Raw genomic sequence first — 20,785 nt, forward strand, 5'->3', positions numbered from 1 at the left:
CCAACATGTTGCTGATCGAATGTCCGTGGTGCGGGCCGCGCGCCGAATCCGAGTTCACGTGCGGCGGCGAAGCCGACATCGTGCGCCCGGTCGCGAATGAAACGATGACCGACCGCGAGTGGGGCGAGTACGTGTTCATGCGCGAGAACAAGCGCGGGCTCCACAAGGAGCAATGGCTGCACACGCAGGGCTGCCGCCGCTGGTTCAAGGTCACGCGCGACACCGTCACGTACGAAATCAAGAGCTACGAGAAGTTCGGCGGGGCGACCGCCGGCAACGCACACGAAGAGGGCACGAGCAAATGAGCCAGAAAGACCGCCTCGGCACCGGTGGCCGCATCAATCGCGCGATTCCGCTGACGTTCACGTTCAACGGACGCACGTATCAGGGCTTCCAGGGCGACACGCTCGCGTCCGCACTGCTCGCGAACGGCGTGCACTTCGTTGCGCGCAGCTTCAAGTATCACCGTCCGCGCGGGATCGTGACGGCCGGCGTCGAGGAACCGAATGCCGTCGTGCAGCTCGAGTCGGGCCCGTACACGGTGCCGAATGCGCGCGCGACCGAGATCGAGCTGTATCAGGGGCTCGTCGCGACGAGCGTGAATGCGGAGCCGTCGCTCGAGAACGACAAGTACGCGATCAACCAGAAGCTGTCGCGTTTCCTGCCCGCCGGTTTCTACTACAAGACCTTCATGTGGCCGCGCAAGATGTGGCCGAAGTATGAAGAGAAGATCCGCGAGGCGGCCGGCCTCGGCAAGGCGCCCGACACGCTCGACGCCGATCGCTACGACAAGTGCTACGCGCATTGCGACGTGCTCGTGGTCGGCGGTGGCCCGTCGGGTCTCGCCGCTGCGCACGCGGCCGCGACGGCCGGTGCGCGCGTGATGCTCGTCGACGATCAGCGCGAGCTCGGCGGCAGCCTGCTGTCGTGCCGCGCGGAGATCGACGGCAAGCCGGCGCTGCAATGGGTCGAGAAGATCGAGGCCGAGCTGCGCAAGCTGCCGGACGTGACGATCCTCTCGCGCAGCACCGCGTTCGGCTATCAGGATCACAACCTCGTGACGATCACGCAGCGCCTGACCGATCATCTGCCGGTGTCGATGCGCAAGGGCACGCGCGAACTGCTGTGGAAGGTGCGTGCGAAGCGCGTGATTCTCGCGACCGGCGCGCACGAGCGGCCGATCGTATTCGGCAACAACGATCTGCCCGGCGTGATGCTGGCCGGCGCGGTGTCGACCTACATTCATCGCTTCGGCGTGCTGCCGGGGCGCAATGCGGTCGTGTTCACGAACAACGACCGTGCGTACCAGACCGCGCTCGATCTGAAGGCCTGCGGCGCGAAGGTGACGGTCGTCGATTCGCGCGCGTCGTCGAACGGCGCGCTGCCGGCCGCCGCGAAGCGGCAGGGCGTGACGGTGATGAGCGGGACGGTCGTGACGGCCGCCTCGGGCAAATGGCGCGTATCGTCGGTCGACGTCGCGTCCTATACGAACGGCCAGACCGGCGGCAAGCTGCAGACGCTGCCGTGCGACCTCCTCGCGATGTCGGGCGGCTTCAGCCCCGTGCTGCACCTGTTCGCGCAGTCGGGCGGCAAGGCATGCTGGAGCGACGAGAAGGCGTGCTTCCTGCCCGGCAAGCCGGTGCAGGCCGAGGCGAGCGTCGGCGCGGCCGCCGGCGAGTTCGGGCTGGCGCGCGCACTGCGCCTCGCGCTCGACGCCGGTGCGGAAGCGGCGAAAGCGGCCGGTTTCACGGCCGCGCAGCGCCCGGTGGCGCCGCAGGTTGCCGAAACGGTCGAAGGCGCACTGCAGCCGCTCTGGCTCGTCGGCAGCCGCGAGGCCGCCGCGCGCGGGCCGAAGCAGTTCGTCGACTTCCAGAACGATGTGTCGGCGGCGGACATCCTGCTGGCCGCACGTGAAGGCTTCGAGTCGATCGAGCACGTGAAGCGCTATACCGCGATGGGCTTCGGCACCGATCAGGGCAAGCTCGGCAACATCAACGGGATGGCGATTCTCGCGCAGGCGCTCGGCAAGACGATTCCGGAAACGGGCACGACGACGTTCCGCCCGAACTACACGCCCGTGTCGTTCGGCACGTTCGCGGGCCGCGAGCTCGGCGACTTCCTCGATCCGATCCGCAAGACCTGCGTGCACGAATGGCACGTCGAGCACGGCGCGATGTTCGAGGACGTCGGCAACTGGAAGCGCCCGTGGTACTTCCCGAAGAAGGGCGAGGATCTGCATGCGGCCGTGAAGCGCGAATGTCTCGCGGTGCGCAACAGCGTCGGCATTCTCGATGCCTCGACGCTCGGCAAGATCGACATCCAGGGCCCCGATGCGGTGAAGCTGCTGAACTGGATGTACACGAACCCGTGGAACAAGCTCGAGGTCGGCAAGTGCCGCTACGGGCTGATGCTCGACGAAAACGGCATGGTGTTCGACGACGGCGTGACGGTGCGCCTCGCCGATCAGCACTTCATGATGACGACGACGACGGGCGGCGCCGCGCGCGTGCTCACGTGGCTCGAGCGCTGGCTGCAGACGGAATGGCCCGACATGAAGGTGCGCCTCGCGTCCGTCACCGATCACTGGGCGACGTTCGCGGTGGTCGGCCCGAAGAGCCGCAAGGTCGTGCAGAAGGTCTGCCAGGACATCGACTTCGGCAACGAAGCGTTCCCGTTCATGAGCTACCGGAACGGCACCGTCGCGGGCGTGAAGGCGCGCGTGATGCGGATCAGCTTCTCCGGCGAACTCGCGTACGAAGTCAACGTGCCGGCCAATGCGGGCCGCGCGGTGTGGGAAGCGTTGATGGCGGCGGGCGCCGAGTTCGACATCACGCCGTACGGCACCGAGACGATGCACGTGCTGCGTGCGGAGAAGGGCTACATCATCGTCGGTCAGGACACGGACGGCTCGGTCACGCCGTACGACCTCGGGATGGGCGGGCTCGTCGCGAAGTCGAAGGACTTCCTCGGCAAGCGTTCGCTGTCGCGTTCGGACACGGCGAAGGAAGGCCGCAAGCAGTTCGTCGGCCTGCTGACGGAGGACGAGCAGTTCGTGCTGCCGGAAGGCGCCCAGATCGTCGCGAAGGACACGCAGATTTCGACGGTCGAACCGACGCCGATGATCGGCCACGTGACGTCGAGCTACTACAGCCCGATCCTGAAGCGCTCGATCGCGCTGGCAGTGGTGAAGGGCGGATTGAACAAGATGGGCGAGAGCGTCGTGATTCCGCTGGCCAACGGCAAGCGCGTCACCGCGAAGATCTCGAGCCCGGTTTTCTACGATACGGAAGGGGTGCGCCAGCATGTGGAATGAGACCAGAAACCAGACGCCGGTGGCGGGCACGGGCAGCGTGCGGCTCGAGTCGCCGTTCGTCGGCGCGGCCGACCTGCTGAAAACGCATCAGGCGCGCGCCTCGAAGAAGTTCACGCTGCGCGAGCGGCCGTTCCTCGATCTCGTGAACGTGCGCGGTGAGCTGAGCGATCCGGCGTTCGTCGGCGCGTTCGAGCGCGTGGTCGGCTGCCGGCCGCCGGCCGAGCCGAACACCGTTGCGCGCAGCGCCGACTACGACGTGCTGTGGCTCGGTCCCGACGAATGGCTCGTGCGCTCGAACGGGCCCGTGCAGGCCGGCGTGCTCGAAGCGCAGCTCGCCGAGGCCGTGCAGGGTTCGTATGCGGCGGCGGTCGACGTCGGCAGCGGCTACACGGTCGTCGAGATCGGCGGCGAGCGCGTGCGCGACGTGCTCGCACGCGGCTGCCCGCTCGATCTGCATCCGCGCGTGCTGAAGCCGGGCCAGTGCGCGCAGTCGCACTACTTCAAGGCGTCGATCGTGCTGATCCCGACCGGCGACGCGTCGTACGAGATCGTCGTGCGCCGCAGCTTCGCCGACTATTTCGTGCGCATCATGCTCGACGCCGCGGCGCCGCTCGCATCATGAAGCCGTTCGACGAACCGTTCGCGGCGATCGACGGACCGCGCCTGCGCGGGCGCGGCTGGAGCGTGTTCGTCGACGAACTGAAGGTGCCCGCGCGCGTCGGCATTCACGCGCACGAGCACGAGGCGCCGCAGCCGATCGTGATCGATGCGCGGCTCGAGTATCGCTGCGAGCCGAGCGAACAGGGCGAGTGGATCGATTACGACGGCTACTGCGCGCGGATCGCGTCGTATCTCGCGCACAAGCCGCATACGCGCTTGCTCGAGACGCTCGTCGCCGACATCGCGGCGCTGTCGTTCCGCGAATGGCCCGCGCTCGAATCGCTGACGCTGTCGGTGCACAAGCCGAAGATCCGGCCGGGCACGAAGCGCGTCGGCGTGTCGCTCGACTGGACGCGCGGCGATTACCTGCGGTGGACGGGCGCGGCCGGGCAGATCTGAGCGCTGGCGGTGCGGGCGGGGTTATTCCTGGAATATCGGAATAATCGATGAGACCGACGGGAAGCGGCCCGTTGTTCCTGAAATATCGGAACAATGGGCCGTTTTGCATTGGTGCGCCTGTAATGCCGATATTTTCGTAGCTATGTTGTGGCGTCGCGCCGACAGCGCTTTATCCTTGCCTGCCTGCTCCGAGATTCGCGCGGCACCCGCTTACGGCTTGCGCGGCGCCGGCGATGAATCGCCGACCGGCACGATGCGCGCCTTCGCATCGCTGCCGGCTTTCGCCTCGTCGGCCGGCTCGAGCACGAAGCGGAACGAATCGACGCGCTGCAGCACCTTCGCCGCATACGCATTCGATCCGCCGTAGCTCTTCAGCGCGGCCTGCACGTTGCCGCCGGCCGCTTTCACATAGCCGGACAGGATGGCCGAGCCGGCCTCGACGTTCGCGTTCGGCTCGGTCAAATCCTTCACGTTGCGCAGCAGCCCGCGATGCGCGGCCGGCACGACCTGCATCAACCCGGTCGCGCCATGCTGGCCGCGCGCCTTTTCCTGGAAGCGCGATTCGATCGAGATGATCGCGTAGACGAGCGCCGGCGGCAGCGAATATTTCGTCGCCGTCGCGCTGACGATGTCCGCGAGCTTGATCGCCTTTTCCTTCGCGACGCCGAACTTCTTCGTCAGATACGCCGTGATCCGCCGATTGGCTTCGTTCGGTTGATCGGCGGCGGCGAGCGGGTCGGACGCGGGCAGCGCGTTCGATGCGGCCGCAACGTCCGCGGCAGCGGGCGCGGCCGCCGCCGATGCCGATTGCGCCGACGCCTGGTGCGCGACGCCGAACGAAAGCACGATCAGCCAGAGTAACCGTCGCATGGGCGAATGAGGGAGAACGGAAGGCGCACAGTATATCGGCCAATTCCGCCGCGCATTCGAAGCGGCGCTCGAACGAAAGCGATCTGTAGGTGTGTGACGGGCGGCGCCGAAGCGGTTGCATGAACACGCAACGGCGTCCTGACGAACGGTCGCGTCGCGCCACGCGTTATGCGCTACGCGCGTCGCGCGGCCGCGATGCGCGCGACCGCGCCGACCGCATCGCTGACGAGCACCGCGAGCAGCCCGACGATCACGCCGCCTTGCAGCACGAACGCGGTGTTCGACGTCTGCAGGCCGGCGATGATCACGTCGCCGAGCCCGCGCGCGGCGACCGTCGAGCCGATCGTCGCAGTGCCGAGATTGATCACGACCGCGAGCCGGATGCCGTTGACGATCACCGGAAACGCGAGCGGCAGCTCGACCGACATCAGCCGCTGCCAGCCGCTCATCCCCATTCCACGCGCGGCTTCGACGACGTCGCGCGGCACGTCCTCGAGCCCGGCGATCGTGCTTTCGAACACGGGCAGCAGCCCGTACAGCACGAGTGCGATCAGCACGGGCTTCAATCCGAAGCCGACGGCCGGCACCGCGAGCGCGAGCACGGCGACGGGCGGAAAGGTCTGACCGATGTCGACGATGCTGCGTGCGACCGGCAGGAAGTCCGCGCCGAACGGCCGTGTGACGGCGATGCCGGCCGCGACCGCGATCAGCGTGCCGATCGCGCTCGACAGCGCGACCGTACCGAGATGCGCGAGCGTGAGATCGAGCAGGCTTGCGCGATCGTAGATCACCGGAGCGCCGTTGTCGGCGAACGGCGCGAAGCAGCCGTGCAGCCAGGCCGGGCGCAGCAGCAGCACGAGCAGCAGCGCGAGCGCGGCCGCGCGCGCCGCGGGCGCGACGAGCCGGCGCGCCGTGAACGGCCGCGACGCCGACGGCGTACCGCGCAGCGCATCGCGCGCATTCATGCGGGCTTCCTCGCATGCGCGCGGATCGCGTCGAGCGTGATGCGGCGCGACGGGCGGCCGTGGCCGTCGTCGACCGGCAGCGCGTCGACGCCGCGCCACAGCAGCTCGGAGATCGCATCGCGCAGCGTGCGTGCGGCCTCGATCGGCGCGCCGTCCGCGTGGCCCGCTTCGGCGACGGCGTCGACCGGTGTCAGCGCGAGCAGGCGCAACGGGCGATCGACGCCCGCGACGAGCTGCTCGACGACGCCCTCGGCCGGATTGCCGAGTATGTCGGCCGGCGTCGCGACCTGCAGCAGGCGGCCGCCGTCCATCACGGCGATCGTGTCGCCGAGCTTCAGCGCTTCCTCGATGTCGTGCGTGACGATCACGACCGTGATGCCGAGCCGCCGCTGCAATGCGAGCAGATCGTCCTGCGCCTTGTTGCGGATGATCGGATCGAGCGCGCCGAACGGTTCGTCCATCAGCAGCATCGCGGGCTCGGCGGCGAGCGCACGCGCGACGCCGACGCGCTGCTGCTGGCCGCCCGACAGTTCGTGCGGCAGCTTGTCGGCGAACTCGGCCGGCGCGAGATGGAACAGCTCGAGCAGTTCGGTGACGCGCGCGCGGATGCGGTCGGGGCGCCAGCCGAGCAGGCGCGGCACCGTCGCGATGTTGCGCGCGACGCTCCAGTGCGGAAACAGGCCGTGCCCCTGGATCACGTAGCCGATGCGCCGCCGCAGCTGCTCGGGCGGCACGCCGGCCGTGTCGGTGCCGTCGATGCGGATCGTGCCGCTCGTCGGTGCGATCAGCCGGTTGATCATCCGCAGCAGCGTCGACTTGCCGCTGCCCGATGCGCCGACGAGTGCGGTGATGGTGCCTTGCTTCATCGTCAGCGAGACGTCGTCGACGGCGACGATGTCGCCGAAACGCTTGCCGACGCGATCGATCTCGATCATCCGGACCGTCCTTTCGCGAGCGACGTCGCGGCTTCGAAGACGACCGCGGCCGCGAGCGCGAGCGCGATCGTCGGAATCGCGCCGAGCAGCACGAGGTCGGCCGCCGATTGCCCGATTCCCTGGAAGATGAAGGTGCCGAACCCGCCGCCGCCGATCAGCGCGGCGACTGCGGTCAGCCCGATGTTCTGCACGAGCACGACGCGCACGCCGCTCAGGATCACCGGCAGCGCAAGTACGAGGTCGACGCGGAACAGCCGCTGCGCGCGCGTCATGCCCATCGCGCGCGCCGCTTCGGTCACATGCGGCGGCACCTGCGCGAGCCCGACCGCGACGCTCGACGCGATCGGCAGCAGCGAGTAGAGGAACAGCGCGAGCACGGCCGGCGCGACGCCGATGCCGCGCACGCCGAGCGCCGCCGCGAGCGGCACGTGCGCGGCGAGCAGGCCGAGCGGCGCCATCATCAGGCCGTACATCGCGATGCTCGGAATCGTCTGAACGATATTGAGCACCGGCATCACGATCGCACGCACCGACGCCGCGCGCGCGCATGCGATGCCGAGCGGCAGCCCCGCGACGAGCGCGGCCGCGACCGAGCCGCCCGCGAGCGACAGATGACGGCTTGCCTCGCGCCAGAAGTCGTCGCTGCGCACCGCGTATTCGCGCATCACGGAGAGCCCGTCCCACCAGCCGGTCGCGAGCGGCACCGACACCGCCGCGATCGTGACGACGAGCGCGGCGAGCCGCCGCCACGGACCGAACGCGAGCCGCGCGAGCGCGTCGGCGACGAGCACGGCCCACGCGAACAGCAGCACCCACACGCCGGCTGCCGGCGACACGCGCGCGAGCATGTCGTCGGGTGCGACCGCGTGCGACGTGGCGGCGCCGAGCGCATACGCGAGCGTCGCGAGCCAGGTGCAGCCGGCCGCGAGCCGCCACGTCGGGCGGCTCGCCGTCATCGCCCACAGGGCGCCGACGATCCACAGCGTCGCGAGCGCCGCACCCTGCGCGACCGGCAGCGCGGCGAACACCGACAGCCCGGTGCCGGCCGCGATACGATTCGGCCGCAGCACGACGAACGGCATGCCGAGCACGGCGACGATCGTCAGCACGCCGATCAGGATGCCGACCTTGTCCGGTGTCACGCGCCGCGCGCAGGCCGCCGCGCGCATCGTCATTTCACGAAGCCCTTCGACTTCAGATAGCTCTTCGCGACGCCGGCCGCCGGCTCGCCGTTGATCTGGATGCGTGCGTTGAGCATCTGCAGCGTCTTCAGATCGAGGCTCGCGAACACGGGCTTCAGATAGTCGGCGATCTGCGGATGCGCTTTCAGCACGGCTTCGCGGATCACCGGCGCCGGTGCATAGACGGGCTGCACGTGCTTGTCGTCGTCGAGCACCGTGAGCCCGCTCGATGCGATCCCGCCGTCGGTGCCGTACACCATCGCGGCGTTCACGCCGTCGGTCTGGTTCGCGGCCGCCTTGATCGTCGCGGCCGTGTCGCCGCCGGACAGCACGACGAGCTGATCGGGTTTCAGCTTGAAGCCGTACGCCTTCTCGAACGACGGCAGCGCCGACGCGCTGTTGACGAATTCCGCCGATGCGGCGAGCTTCACGTTGCCGCCGCCCGCGACCCACTTGCCGAAATCGCTGAAGGTTTTCAGATGCCGCGCCTGCGCGACCGACGACAGCACGGCGACGCCCCACGTGTTGTTGGCGGGCGCCGGCGCGAGCCACACGAGGTGGTTCGCCGCATAGTCGAGCTGCTTCGCGGTGTCGTAGCCTTGGCTCGCGTTCTTCCAGACCGGATCGTCGGCCTTGTTGAAGAAGAAGGCGGCGTTGCCGGTGTATTCGGGGTAGATGTCGATCTCGCCGCTCGTCAGCGCCTTGCGTACGATCGGCGTCGCGCCGAGCGCGATCTTTTCGGTGACGGGAATGCCGTGCGCCTTCAGCACCTGCGCGATCACGTTGCCGAGCAGGTTGCCTTCGGTGTCGATCTTCGACGATACGACGACGGGCGCATCCGCGTGTGCACCGGGTGCGACGACGGATGCGGCGAGTGCGAGGCCCAGGATCCGGGCGGGCAGGGCGAGCTTCATCGTGGCCAATCTCCAGGACGGGGGCGTACGCCGAAACTTACTTGACTGAGCCGGCTTTGGCAAACCGCGCGCGGCCGCGTGGCCCCTGCGCGCGTGGGGACAACCGGCAGCCGGCGCGCGGCCTTGCTACACTGCAAGCCGTTCCCGCCCTGCGGACATCTGCTGCCATGAAACCGGAACTGCTGGTCCTCATTGCGCTGCGCGACGACGCGCAGCGCCGCATTGCCGCGTCGTTCGAGGTGCGCTACGCACCGACCGCCGAGCTGCGCGCACGCACGATCGCCGAGCACGGCGGCACGATCCGCGCGGTGCTGACCAACGGCAGCACGGGGCTCGCCGCGCACGAGATCGATGCACTGCCGCAGGTCACGCTCGTCGGCGCGCTCGGTGCCGGCTACGAGCAGATCGACGTCGCGCATGCCAAGGCGCGCGGGATCGCGGTCGTCACCGGCGCCGGCACCAACGACGACTGCGTCGCCGATCATGCGTTCGCACTGCTGCTCGCCGCGGTACGCGGCATCGTGCGGCTCGATGCGGCGACGCGCGCGGGCGTCTGGCGCGACGCGTTGCCGATGCCGCCGAACGTGTCGGCCAAGCGGCTCGGCATCGTCGGGCTCGGCCGGATCGGCGAGAAATGCGCGCGGCGCGCGGCGGGCTTCGACATCGAGATCGGCTATCACAACCGCGCGGCGAAGCAGGTTCCGTACCGCTACTTCGAACGGCTCGACGCGCTTGCGCAGTGGGCCGATTTTCTGATCGTCGCGACGCCGGGCGGCGCGGGCACGCGCCATCTGATCGACCGCACGGTACTCGATGCGCTCGGCCCGCACGGGTTTCTCGTCAACGTTTCGCGCGGCAGCGTCGTCGATACCGCTGCTTTGGCAGACGCGCTGCGCGAACGGCGCCTCGCGGGCGCGGCGCTCGACGTGTACGAAGGCGAACCCGAACCGCCGCGCGCGCTGACCGCGCTCGACAACGTCGTGCTGACGCCGCACCTCGGCGGCTGGTCGCCCGAGGCGCTCGATCGTTCGGTGCAGCAGTTTCTCGACAACGCCGCGCGGCATCTCGCGGGCGAGCCGCTGCTCACGCCGTTGTGAGCGCGGCCGCCGCCACGCGCCTCACACATTTTTTTGTCTACGAAGGAATCCCGATGTCGACGTACATCGCTGAAGTGGAATGGCAGGCCGCCCCCGACGACAAGTTCGTCGACAACCGCTACAGCCGCCGGCACGAATGGCGTTTCGACGGCGGCGTGACGGTGCCTGCGTCGAGCTCGCCGCACGTCGTGCGCGTGCCGTTCTCCGATCCGGCTGCAGTCGACCCGGAAGAGGCGTTCGTCGCCGCGCTGTCGAGCTGTCACATGCTGTGGTTTCTGTCGATCGCCGCGCAGCGGCGCTTCGTCGTGACACGCTATCGCGACGCAGCCGAAGGCACGATGGCGAAAAACGACGCCGGCAAGGAAGTCGTGACGCGCATCGTGCTGAAGCCGGCCGTCACGTTCGGTGGCGAGCGTGCGCCGACCGACGACGAAGTCGCGGCGCTGCATCACGCCGCGCACGACGCCTGCTTTCTCGCGAATTCGGTGCGCACGACGATCGACGTCGAAGGGACGTGGGAACATCGCGCGCAATGAGGGCACCGTAGACGCGCACGCAGGATCGCTCGTGCGATCGTGCGTGCTGTGCCGGTCCTGCCGTGTGTTACACGCGATGGCCGATCGACTCCGTCAGATAGCGCGCGAGTTCGTCGCGCGTAAACGTCGGCTCCTCGATGCCGCTGCCCTGTAGTGCCGCCTGCACGCGGTCGCAGCGCCACCGGTACGTGTCCTGATAGAGCTCGACGGTGGAGCGTCCGTCGTACATCACGTCGCGGAACAGGCTCAGCAGCGGATAGAGCGGCGCGGCCGTGTCGTGCTGCCAGCCGTCGAGCCATTGACGGAACGGCACGGTCTCGAAGCGCAATCCGAAATGCCGTTCGAGGCGCTCGAAGAACTGCCGGAGCGTCAGGTTGTTGTCGTCGGTATGCACGAGGTTGTACTTGTGGCCGAGCGCCGACGGATTGCGCGAAATATGCGCGATCGCACGCGTCATGTAGTCGACTGTCGTCAGCCCTTCGCGCAGATTGCGCAGATCGGGAATCTGCTGCTGATCGATGCAGGTGCGCACGAGCCGGCCCCACCACTGATAGTTCGCGCTGAGCCCCGTGTCGCGATGGAACGTCGCGTAGCCGAGGCGGAACGTCATCAGCGGCAGCCCGCGCGACGCCGCGAGATCGGCCACTTTCTCCATCACCCATTTGCTGCGCACGTAGCCGATGTCCGTCATCACGGCCGGCAGGTTCTGATCGATGTCGTCGTCTTCGGACACCGTCGTCTTGCCGGTGTGCAGATGGCCCCAGCTGTAGACCGAAATCGTCGACAGCAGCATGAGTGCCTTCGGCTGGCCGTCCGCCGCGAACGCGAGCACGCGCTTGAGCCCGTCGACGTTGTCGGTGCGCATGTACGAATACGGCTGAATGAAGTTGACCGCGCTCGCCGAGTGATAGATCACGTCGACGCAGCCCGCCAGCGTGCGGTAATCGGCATCGCTCATGCCGAGCCGCGGCAGCGACAGGTCCGCCGCATGTGCGACCCAGCGCGACGAGTCGGGCAGCGCGACGCGATAGCGCTGCGCCTGTTCGACGATGCGTGCGCGGGCGGATGCGCCATCGGCCGCGCGGACCGTACAGTGCACGACCGCGTCGGTGCGCTCGAGCAGATCGGCCAGCAGATGCACGCCGACGAAGCCCGTCGCGCCCGTCAGCAGGATATGCGCGGGCCGTTCGAGCCGGCGCGTATCGAACGGGCGGAACGACGCGATGCCGTCCGGCAGCGCGATGTCGTCGCGCAGCGCGCGCGCCGGCTCCGCATCGAGCAGCGACTGCCGCTCGTTGAGCCGTGCTTCGAGGCGCTCGCGCAGCGCGGCGCCCGTCGGACACTCGTACACGTCGCGCACGTAGACCTTCATCCGCAACGTTTCGCCGAGGCGACGCACGAACTCCGCGATCAGCAGCGAGTGGCCGCCGATGTCGAAGAAATTGTCGGCCGGCCCGAAATCGGTATGGCCGAGGATCGGTGCGAGCGTCCGCGCGATCGCGGTGTCGATGCGGTCGTCGCGCCAGCCCGCGTGCGATGCGCGCGCCGCGCTGCCGTCGTCGAGTTCGCGCAGCGCGGCCTTGTCGACCTTGCCGTTCAACGTGACGGGAAGCTCGGGCAGCACGACGTAGCGGCGCGGACGCATGTAGTGCGGCAGGCACGCGCGGATCCGCGTGCGGATCGAGCCGATCACGTCGCCGTTCGCGTGCTCCGCGTCGGGCACGACGAACGCGACGATGTCCTTCGCATTCGACGCGTCCTCGACGGCAATCACCGCGCACTTGCGGATGCCGGGCTGCGTCGACAGCACCGATGCGATCTCGCCGAGTTCGACACGGTGGCCGCGGATCTTCAACTGATCGTCCATGCGCCCGAGATACTGGATCGAGCCGTCGGGCAGCCGGCGTCCGAGATCGCCCGTGCGGTACAGCCGCTGCGAGGGATCGTGCGGCAGCGCGACGAACTTGTCGTGCGTGAGCGACGGGTCGTTCAGATAGCCGCGAGCGACGCACGGGCCCGCGATGCAGAGCTCGCCGACCTGGCCGTCGGGCAGCGGCGCGAGTTGCGCGTCGAGCACATGGATCGTCGCGCCGGGCACCGGATGGCCGATCGACGAAGGGCGGCCGAGCGTCGCGCTCGGCACGCGATGCATCGTCGCGAAGATCGTCGTCTCGGTCGGTCCGTAGAAATCGATCAGCGTGTAGGTCGCGCCGTCGGTGTCGACCGGCTGCAGCTTTTCGCCGGCCGTGAACAGGTAGCGCAGCGCCAGATCGCTGCCGCGCGATGCGCGTACGAAGTCGGGCACCATCACGGTCGGGACGAACGCGTGCGTCGTCGCATGGTCGCGATGAAACGCGACGAGTGCATCGGCGTCGGGGCGGATCTCTTCGTCGGGCAACAGCAGCGTCGCGCCGGCCGTCAGCGCCGACCAGATCTCCCACTGCGAGATGTCGAAACTCAGTCCGGCCATCAGCGGCATCCGGCTCGCTGCCGTCACGCCGAACTCGCGGTTGTGCCAGTCGACCAGCCGCGCGACCGCATGATGCTCGATCTCGACGCCCTTCGGCCGGCCGGTCGTGCCCGACGTGAAGATCACGTAGAGCAGATCGTGCGGCGCCGGTGTGCGCAGCTCGCCGTCGGGCGCATCGTCGCCGATCAGCGACGCCACCGCGAGCGGCGCGACGCCCGCGCTCGACGGTTCGGCGGCCGCATTGGCGCGCGCGTGGAGCGCGACGGTCGCACCGCTTTGTTCGTAGATGTGGCGTTTGCGCTCCGCCGGATACGCATCGTCGATCGGAATGTAGGCGGCGCCGGCCTTCAGCACGCCGAGCAGCGCCACGAGGAAATCGGCGGAGCGCACGGCTTCGACCGGAACCAGGCTGCCCGGCGCGACGCCGCGTGCGATCAGCGCCCGCGCGACGCGATTGCTGCGCGCGTCCAGTTCGCCGTAGGTCAGCGACGCATCGCGCGCGAGAATCGCGGTGTGATTCGGCGCTTCTGCGACGCGTGCGGAAAAGGCGTGCAGAACGGTCGATTCGATGGTTTCAATTCCCATGAAAATTCTCCTTTGATACTGCAGTGGGCGAGTTTCAAATACGGATGAAAAATCGTTGGGTAAATAACGCGCAAATGATCGACCAATAGACGATCACTGCATTTCGCGCGATTTTTTCTCGATGACGACGACGGCTTTCCCCGCCGCGATCGCGCGTGCGTCAGCGCGCGGCGCGCGAGCGGCCGCGCCTGGACGAGCAGGCGAGACAACGGCTTGACGGGATGAATCGAAAAAGACGCGGCGGTCTTGATGGCGGACAACGAGCGCGACTAACTCATGTGCGTGGCCCCGAGGCGTTTGCTTGGTCGATGTCGTTTTGAAGCGATGGCGCACAGGCTTTATATGCTTGTTCTCGAAAAAATGCAAACGTAATTCCACTTTTAATTTTTCTTGAATTAAGCGGGGTTTCGTTTCGCTTTTTTTATGGCGCGCCAATGAAAAACGGGCGGCGGCGAATTGCGTTCGCCACCGCCCGTTTCGTTTCGTCTGCCGACGCCTCGTGTGCGCGTTTGCGTCCACGCGCGCGCGCCGTCAGCCGTCGTCGGCCTTCGCCTGCAGATCCTTCAGGCCCTGAATCACGACCAGCAGCGCACGCCCGTGCTCGTCGGAGCCGTCCCATGCGTCGACGATCGCGTCGCGCAGCAGATCGTTGTAGCGGCGCCGCGCAGGAGCGGTATCGAGGCCGTAGAAACTGCATAGCTTATTGAATGGCGCGCTGCGCCGCAGCCGCTGCCCTTTCGACAGCCTCAGACGCGACACCGTGGGCTGGCTGACGCCCGAAAGCCGCGCGATTTCGCTGGACGAGCGCGTATCTGCCAACAGATGGCGCAACAGGTCTTGAACAGGAAAATCATTGTCCGGGGCTTCCATGAGATGCATTATACCTATACAGTTACGGTTGTTGAATGGGCTTGCTGTCTGCAGCGAGCGGCTGTATCCGAGAAAGTCGATGACACTGAAACACCTCCCTCCCACGTTCTGCTGGACGAAGATCGGTACCGAGTCCGGCGACGAACTGCCGACCGTCGTGCTCCGCAAGGAATGGGAGCGCAGGCTCGGCGGCGGGCGCTTTCTGTGGGGCATCAACCAGCCGCTCGGCAGCAGCGCGCAAGTCGCCGCGCATCGCACCGGTTCGCTGCTCGCGCTGTTTTCGCCGGTCGCCTCACGCTCGCGCGGCGGCGAGCGCAAGCGCGAGGACGCATTGCTGTGGAACGCGTGGATCGATGCGAGCGGGCAGGTGCGGCAGCTGCCGCCGCATGCGTTCATCGCGAGCCGTGCAACGCTGCCGTCAGGGCGCCGTCGCGAGCAGCACTACGCGCTCGTCTGCATGTCGTCCACCGCGCTGACGGTCGGCACGCAGCTGCGCGTGTTTCCCGAGCATCTGCGCAGCGTCAGTACCGGCAAGCCGCTCGGCGCTGCGCAAGGCGCGGCCGTCGTCGACTGCGTCGGGCGCGCGAAGGAGCAAACGGGCAAGAGCTATCCGCTCGCGTTGTCGGTTGAACTCGAGGCGCCGTATTTCGTGCGGCTCGCGCAGCCGAGCGTGCTGAAGGCGCGCGATCTCGCGGAGGTCAACAAGGCGACGCGCGCGGGCGACTTCGAGCGTTTCGTGGAGCTCGTCGCGCGCTTGCGCGGCCGTTCGTCGACGGATGCGGTGCGCGGCTTCACACGCGATCTGTTCGACGTGCCGCCGATCGAAACAGCCGCCGCGTATGTCGCGCCCGCGCATGTCGCGCGTTTGCGCACGCGGCCCGTGGCCGATCATGCGCGCGGGTTCACCGGCGATCTGTTCGATCTGTCGCCCGGCGAAGCGTCTGCGTTCGGCGCGCTCGCGCATCCGCGCGTCGGGCGCGCGTGACGCGCGCGTCGGCGGTGTTGCCGGCGCAAGAATTTGTTGCAATCTCGCCGTGGCGATTCGGCGAGCGCAGAGAGACAATCGGGTCGAAGCGCGCCGCGCGGCGGTCGATGCGTCGGCATGCAGCCGCCTATCGGGCGCCGGCCCGCTTCGTCACGCAACCTGAGGGAGAAGTGTCGATGTCGACCCACATCTGTTCACGAGAAGCCCGGGCCGCGCAACGCTTCGTCGAAGCGACGCGCAATGTCGATCAGGCGTTTCGCGCAGTGCGCGGCGAGGGCGATGACGAACGCGCGTCCACCGAATACGCGGCCGCGATGTCGCGGCTCGATCGTGCACTCGACGAACTCGCGCGTGCGCAGGCGTTCTTCGATCACGTCGTGAGCGCGGATGCTGCGCGCCGCAATTGACGCGCGTGTTTTTCCGGGCGTCCGTGCGGCGTGACGCTGTGCGCTCTCGCATATCGGCGCCGCTTCGAATGCGTCGCGCCGCGTTCGAATTCCGCGCGTGAGTCGCGTGCTCCTCGCGTGCGTTTGCAGCGATGAAGTGCGTTTAATTTCGTGCGTATGAAACGAAGCTGCGCTGCCTCGTCGTCTCGCAAGCGCTCGTGGCCGCATGCTACATGGTCGGACGATGCGCTCGCGATGTCTTTCCCCGCCTGAACTGAAGCGCGCGCCGCGAACGCCGCCGTGCGTTCGACCGGTCATTGCCGCATGGTCGGCGCTTCATTCATTCAGTTAGCTCCGCGTCGAAGCCGACGATCCGCGAGCGCCAAACTCCGCCGCCCGTTCGATCCGGATCGCGATGATCGCGATGAGGCAGGCTGGCCTGCTTCGGCCTGATAACGCGACGAACGCATTCGGTGCCGCATCGCCATCGTGCAACCGTGCACGACGCAGGCGTCGCGATCGCGCGCTCGGCGCCTGCGCGCATGCGACCGGTAAGTTTGACGTGACACAGCTATTCGCATGACAAATAAAAACCCATGTGCGAAAATCCGCCAGCGCTTGGGTTACCAAGTGTTACCGATACAGCGAATCGTATCGTCGAATCGGAAAAGATTGCCAGGTTCCCGAAGAAGAGAACCGATCTCCGCCGCGGGAAACGTCCGGACGTCGTAACCGGGCGATACGCGCAATCGAAACACATGTAGCCCGACGAGGGCGCGTCAACCCCTATACATCCAGATGCGAAGAGCCCGGCTGAACGACCCAAAAAAGGTACGTCATCTACCTCAATGGACGCTTCCAGGCAACCCGTGCGCTGGCGGCGCTCGACATCATGCGTCGCATGCGGACGTCCGTCACGAGCGGACGCGTGCGGGGCGGGGCAATCGCGGTGCGATCTCGGTCGAGTAGGTCGCGCGCCGATTGGCGGCGCTCGCCGCTTCATCACGGGCCCGGGTGCGCGCGTGCAGCGGAGGCGTTGCGTCGGCTGCCCGCCGCGTATCGTGCAGCGCGGCGACGCGGTGCGAACGCGACGGCCGGCGCGCCGCGACGCGAGATGCGGACGCATGTCGACGGTCGGCTCATGTGTCGCTCGTGCGCGGCGTGTGCGCTCGTGTGTGAACGCGCGATGGTGCGCATGGACGACGCGCGCTGCGGCGCCCGGCTGCTGATGACAAGGATGACCCACTGATGCGTGTGCTGATAGTCGAAGATGATCCCGTCCATGCGCAGGCTGCGGCGCGCGTCGTCGCGTCGCTCGGCCACGAAGCGGTCGTAGCGGGCGACGGCGAGCACGCGCAGCAGCGGCTGCGCGCCGAGCCGTTCGACCTCGTGATTCTGGACTGGCTGCTGCCGAGGATGAGCGGCTTCGAAGTGCTGTACTGGATTCGCCGCACGCTCGGTACGACGCCTGCCGTGCTGTTCGTGACGAGCAAGTCACTCGACGACGACATCGTGCTCGCGATGGACGCCGGCGCCGACGACTACATCGTGAAGCCGTTTCGTGTCGCCGAATTCGCGAGCCGCGTGAGCGCGCTGCTGATGCGCTCGACGCGCGATGCGGCGCGAACCGGCGCGATCCGCGCCGGCGACTACGTGCTGAACCCGCGCGAGCGCACGATCCTGTTGCGCGGCGAGCCGATCAAGCTCACGCCGAAGGAATTCGATCTCGTCGAATTCTTCTTCAGCAACATCGGCAAGCTGCTGTCGCGCAAGGTCGTCTGTATCAGTACGTGGGGACGCGAACTCGATCCCGACTCGCGCACGCTCGATACGCACATCTACCGGATCCGGCAAAAGCTCGAACTCGGCCCTGAAAACGGCTTGCGGCTCAGTTCCGTCTACACGCACGGATATCGGCTCGAGATCGTATCGTCAGGCCGCGCACACGACAGTGCGGCCGCGCATCGGCCGAGCCTGCAGCCGGCGCTCGCGCGGCCGCTGACCCCGGCGGGATTCGAGTGTGAATGAGTCCGCCCCCTTCGTGCGAGTGCGTGCCGTGAGCGACATATGATGCGCGTCGACGCCGCGCACGGGCCCTCGGGTTTCGTGCGCGAATGCATCGCGATCGCCGCGTTCGTGCTGCTGCTCTGCGTGTCGTTGACCGCGACGGGCGTGCTGCGCCGCGCGGACCTGTTCTTCTTCGACATCGTGCAGCCCTTGCTGCAGCGACCGTCGCCGCACAAGATCGTGCTGATCGCGATCGACGCTGCGAGCGCGAAGGCGCTCGGCGGATGGCCGGTCAAGCGCGCCGATTGCGCGGCGCTGATCGACCGGCTGACCGAAGCCGGTGTCGCGGCCGTCGGGCTCGACGTCGCGGTCACGCATCCCGGCAGAATCCTGCCGGCCGGCGACGCGTGGCTTGCCCGCGCGGCCGAGCGCAACGGTCGCGTGGTGCTGCCGGTGGTCGCCGTCGACGAGGACGGGGAGGCGAACGCGGTGCCGCCGCTCGCGCCGATCGCGGCGGCCGCATTCGCGGTCGCACACGTGAACGCCGTGCCGGACGCGGATCGCGTATCGCGCAGCTTTTATCTGCGCGAGGGGCCGGCGCATACCGACTACGAGCATATGAGTGTCGCGCTGTTGCGTGCGAGCGGCGTGCCGTTCGCACGCTGCGGCGAACGGCCCGAGCACGACGCGCTGCGCTGGAGCGGTGCGTGCCGCCGCTATGTGCCGTTTGCTTCGCGTCCGTCGTATCGGACGATCGCATTTCTCGACGCCCTCGAAGGACGCGTCGCGCCCGGCTTGCTGAAGGATGCGATCGTGCTGATCGGGCCGACCACGAGCACGGCCGACACGCACTTCATCACGCCGGGCAGCGAACCGCAGTCGCGCGCCGGTGTCGAGTTCGTTGCGCAGGCGACGTACGCGCTCGCGAGCGGATCGCTGGTGCGCCGCGCGTCGTGGGGCGGCCAGCTGCTGTTCAGTCTGTCGGTGCTGCCGTGGCTATGCGCGGCGCTCGGCATGCTCGGTCCGCGTGCCGCGCTGCTCGCATCGATCGGCACGGCGGTCTTTGCGGGCGGCATGTCGCTGCTGATGCTGAAAACGGCCCATCTGTTCTTCTTTCCGGCGCCGGCGGTGGCCGCCTGCTTGTGCGCGTACGCGTTCAGTGCGTGGCGGCGGCAGGAAGCGCTGCTGCAGTATCTGACGCGCGAAGCCGAGCGTGCGATGGCCGATCCGGGCCTGCCCGGCGACGCGCCGATTTGCCCGAACGCGACCGACCCGTTCCGCCGGCGCGTGCTCGTGATGAGCGCGATGATCGACCGGCTGCGGCGTTCGGCGCGTTTGATTTCCGAGTGGATGAACAGCCTGCCCGAAGCGACGCTTGTCGCATCCGCGTCGGGTGCGGTCATGCTCGCGAACCGCAGGGCGCTTGCGCTCTACGACGCAGGTCCTGAGCGGCGCAGTTCGCCGCGGCCGGCGACGGGCTGCCATGCGGCGCAGATGCTGCGCGAGATGACGGCGTCGGACGACGCAGCGCAGTATGCGCACCGCGCGCTGCAGGCGCTCGCGCAACGCAGCGGCGCCGCGACCGCAAGCGAGCCCGTCGCGTCGATGGACGGCCTCGAGATCGTCGATGCACGACAGCGCTCGCTGCTGGTCAAATGCGCAATCGTGCCTGCCCACGAAGCGGGTGACGCGATGGTGATCTTCCACGTCGCGGACGTGACGCCGATGCGGGCGGCGGAGCGCCAACGCGATGCGGCGCTGCGCTTTCTGTCGCACGACATGCGTTCGCCGCAAGCGGCGATCCTCGCGCTGATCGAGCAGCGTCGTCAGGCGCCGGCCGACTTGTCCGAAGCGCAGTTCGCCGATCTCGTCGGTCACTATGCGCGCTGGACGCTCACGCTCGCCGATCAGTTCCTGCTCCTGGCACGCGCGCAGGCGCGCGCATCGAAAGCGACGGAAGTCGACCTCGCGCCGCTGCTCGGCGACGCGGTCGACGACCTGTGGGCGCATGCGAGCGCGAAGCGGGTCAGGATCCGACTGTTCGCCGAACCGGGCATGCTCGTCGTTGCCGATGCGTTGCTGTTGCGCCGCGCGTTCGCGAATCTGATCGACAACGCGGTGCGGTTCAGCCCCGAAGGGGCGACCGTCACCGTATCGGCCGACGAGCGCGACGGACGCTGGTGCGTAAGCGTCGCCGATACCGGCATCGGCATACCGGCCCATCAGCTGCCGAATCTGTTCACCGAGTTCTTCCGTGTCGACGCGCGTGGCGCGACCGCCGGGCATGGCCTCGGGCTCGCGTTCGTCAAGCAGGTGGTCGATGCGCTCGGCGGCGAAATCCACGTCGAAAGTGCGGTCGGACGCGGTTCCGTATTTACCGTGCTGCTGCCTCGCAACGTCGCGCGACGCGACAGTTGAACGCCGGCGCGCGCGCGCCGAAATCACGCATCCGGAATTTTCTTCCGATTCCCCTGTCCACTCGAAAGCGAGTGCATACGTATCGCGTCGCGCAGCGATATAGGGATTTTCCGCGACTTTGAAAAGATCTTACAGTTTAACGCATCGCTCGCGTTATCGAAAATCCATTTGCCGCGCCTCGATTCTGTGGCGAA

At 67.8% G+C, this 20,785-nt stretch carries 18 protein-coding genes; 10 read left to right on the forward strand and 8 right to left on the reverse strand.

Going from position 1 to position 20,785, the window contains the following annotated elements; all coding sequences use genetic code 11:
* Positions 1 to 5: 5 nt before the first annotated feature.
* From BCR55_RS23015 to BCR55_RS23030, 4 genes are read left to right on the forward strand one after another with little or no spacing between them, the layout of a single operon-like run.
* Entirely contained in the window at positions 6 to 305 is a 300-nt protein-coding gene (locus tag BCR55_RS23015; RefSeq protein ID WP_006396311.1) for a sarcosine oxidase subunit delta, read from the forward strand.
* Positions 302 to 3,313 carry a sarcosine oxidase subunit alpha family protein gene (locus BCR55_RS23020; protein ID WP_006396312.1) on the forward strand — a complete coding sequence of 1,004 codons (3,012 nt, stop codon included), beginning with the start codon at positions 302 to 304 and terminating at the stop codon, positions 3,311 to 3,313. The genes BCR55_RS23015 and BCR55_RS23020 overlap by 4 nt, the downstream gene beginning before the upstream one ends.
* Positions 3,303 to 3,935: a sarcosine oxidase subunit gamma gene (locus BCR55_RS23025; RefSeq protein WP_035489014.1), complete on the forward strand. Its 633-nt coding sequence runs from the start codon at positions 3,303 to 3,305 to the stop codon at positions 3,933 to 3,935. Before BCR55_RS23020 ends, BCR55_RS23025 begins: the two co-directional genes overlap by 11 nt.
* The gene (locus BCR55_RS23030; RefSeq protein ID WP_006396314.1) at positions 3,932 to 4,372 is read left to right on the forward strand and encodes a dihydroneopterin aldolase; all 441 of its coding nucleotides are present in this window, start codon (positions 3,932 to 3,934) and stop codon (positions 4,370 to 4,372) included. Before BCR55_RS23025 ends, BCR55_RS23030 begins: the two co-directional genes overlap by 4 nt.
* Before the next feature lie 210 nt (positions 4,373 to 4,582).
* Here the strand turns inward: BCR55_RS23030 and BCR55_RS23035 are convergent, their stop codons facing one another.
* The 5 genes from BCR55_RS23035 to BCR55_RS23055 all read right to left on the reverse strand — a co-directional run bounded on the left by BCR55_RS23035 (position 4,583) and on the right by BCR55_RS23055 (position 9,237).
* Positions 4,583 to 5,242 (reverse strand): lytic transglycosylase domain-containing protein, encoded by a 660-nt coding sequence (locus BCR55_RS23035; RefSeq protein WP_065496054.1) that lies wholly within the window; start codon positions 5,240 to 5,242, stop codon positions 4,583 to 4,585.
* Positions 5,243 to 5,415: 173 nt separating this feature from the next.
* Positions 5,416 to 6,207, reverse strand: coding sequence for an ABC transporter permease (locus tag BCR55_RS23040; protein ID WP_053298231.1), 792 nt, complete (start codon positions 6,205 to 6,207; stop codon positions 5,416 to 5,418).
* On the reverse strand, positions 6,204 to 7,142 hold the full coding sequence (locus BCR55_RS23045; RefSeq protein WP_065496056.1) for an ABC transporter ATP-binding protein: 939 nt from the start codon (positions 7,140 to 7,142) through the stop codon (positions 6,204 to 6,206). The genes BCR55_RS23040 and BCR55_RS23045 overlap by 4 nt, the downstream gene beginning before the upstream one ends.
* Positions 7,139 to 8,317 (reverse strand): ABC transporter permease, encoded by a 1,179-nt coding sequence (locus BCR55_RS23050; protein ID WP_053298232.1) that lies wholly within the window; start codon positions 8,315 to 8,317, stop codon positions 7,139 to 7,141. The genes BCR55_RS23045 and BCR55_RS23050 overlap by 4 nt, the downstream gene beginning before the upstream one ends.
* Positions 8,314 to 9,237, reverse strand: coding sequence for an ABC transporter substrate-binding protein (locus BCR55_RS23055; RefSeq protein ID WP_006411484.1), 924 nt, complete (start codon positions 9,235 to 9,237; stop codon positions 8,314 to 8,316). Before BCR55_RS23055 ends, BCR55_RS23050 begins: the two co-directional genes overlap by 4 nt.
* Positions 9,238 to 9,404: 167 nt before the next feature.
* Between BCR55_RS23055 and BCR55_RS23060 the strand changes: the two genes are divergently transcribed.
* Positions 9,405 to 10,334, forward strand: coding sequence for a 2-hydroxyacid dehydrogenase (locus BCR55_RS23060; RefSeq protein ID WP_065496057.1), 930 nt, complete (start codon positions 9,405 to 9,407; stop codon positions 10,332 to 10,334).
* A 53-nt stretch (positions 10,335 to 10,387) separates the two neighbouring features.
* Positions 10,388 to 10,870: an OsmC family protein gene (locus BCR55_RS23065; RefSeq protein ID WP_006405990.1), complete on the forward strand. Its 483-nt coding sequence runs from the start codon at positions 10,388 to 10,390 to the stop codon at positions 10,868 to 10,870.
* A 67-nt stretch (positions 10,871 to 10,937) separates the two neighbouring features.
* Here BCR55_RS23065 and BCR55_RS23070 read toward each other — a convergent pair whose 3' ends face one another.
* The 3 genes from BCR55_RS23070 to BCR55_RS23075 form a co-directional block, all read right to left on the reverse strand.
* The gene (locus tag BCR55_RS23070; RefSeq protein WP_053298234.1) at positions 10,938 to 13,925 is read right to left on the reverse strand and encodes an amino acid adenylation domain-containing protein; all 2,988 of its coding nucleotides are present in this window, start codon (positions 13,923 to 13,925) and stop codon (positions 10,938 to 10,940) included.
* A 93-nt stretch (positions 13,926 to 14,018) separates the two neighbouring features.
* Entirely contained in the window at positions 14,019 to 14,444 is a 426-nt protein-coding gene (locus BCR55_RS32720; protein WP_139094079.1) for a hypothetical protein, read from the reverse strand.
* Between the two features lie 12 nt (positions 14,445 to 14,456).
* Entirely contained in the window at positions 14,457 to 14,795 is a 339-nt protein-coding gene (locus tag BCR55_RS23075; protein WP_006396323.1) for a helix-turn-helix transcriptional regulator, read from the reverse strand.
* A 79-nt stretch (positions 14,796 to 14,874) separates the two neighbouring features.
* Here BCR55_RS23075 and BCR55_RS23080 point away from each other — a divergent pair, with 79 nt between their 5' ends.
* The 4 genes from BCR55_RS23080 (at position 14,875) to BCR55_RS23100 (ending at position 20,591) form a co-directional block, all read left to right on the forward strand.
* A complete protein-coding gene (locus tag BCR55_RS23080) occupies positions 14,875 to 15,780 on the forward strand; it encodes a hypothetical protein (protein ID WP_006405993.1) in 906 nt (301 codons plus the stop codon).
* A 176-nt stretch (positions 15,781 to 15,956) separates the two neighbouring features.
* Positions 15,957 to 16,187 carry a hypothetical protein gene (locus BCR55_RS23085; RefSeq protein ID WP_006405996.1) on the forward strand — a complete coding sequence of 77 codons (231 nt, stop codon included), beginning with the start codon at positions 15,957 to 15,959 and terminating at the stop codon, positions 16,185 to 16,187.
* Positions 16,188 to 17,414: 1,227 nt separating this feature from the next.
* Positions 17,415 to 18,194, forward strand: a complete 780-nt coding sequence (locus tag BCR55_RS23095) for a response regulator transcription factor (protein ID WP_006411483.1) — start codon at positions 17,415 to 17,417, stop codon at positions 18,192 to 18,194.
* A 39-nt stretch (positions 18,195 to 18,233) separates the two neighbouring features.
* Positions 18,234 to 20,591 carry a CHASE2 domain-containing protein gene (locus BCR55_RS23100; RefSeq protein WP_065496063.1) on the forward strand — a complete coding sequence of 786 codons (2,358 nt, stop codon included), beginning with the start codon at positions 18,234 to 18,236 and terminating at the stop codon, positions 20,589 to 20,591.
* The last annotated feature ends 194 nt before the right edge of the window (positions 20,592 to 20,785 follow it).

Source organism: Burkholderia sp. CCA53 (genome assembly GCF_001685525.1).
GTDB lineage: Bacteria > Pseudomonadota > Gammaproteobacteria > Burkholderiales > Burkholderiaceae > Burkholderia > Burkholderia multivorans.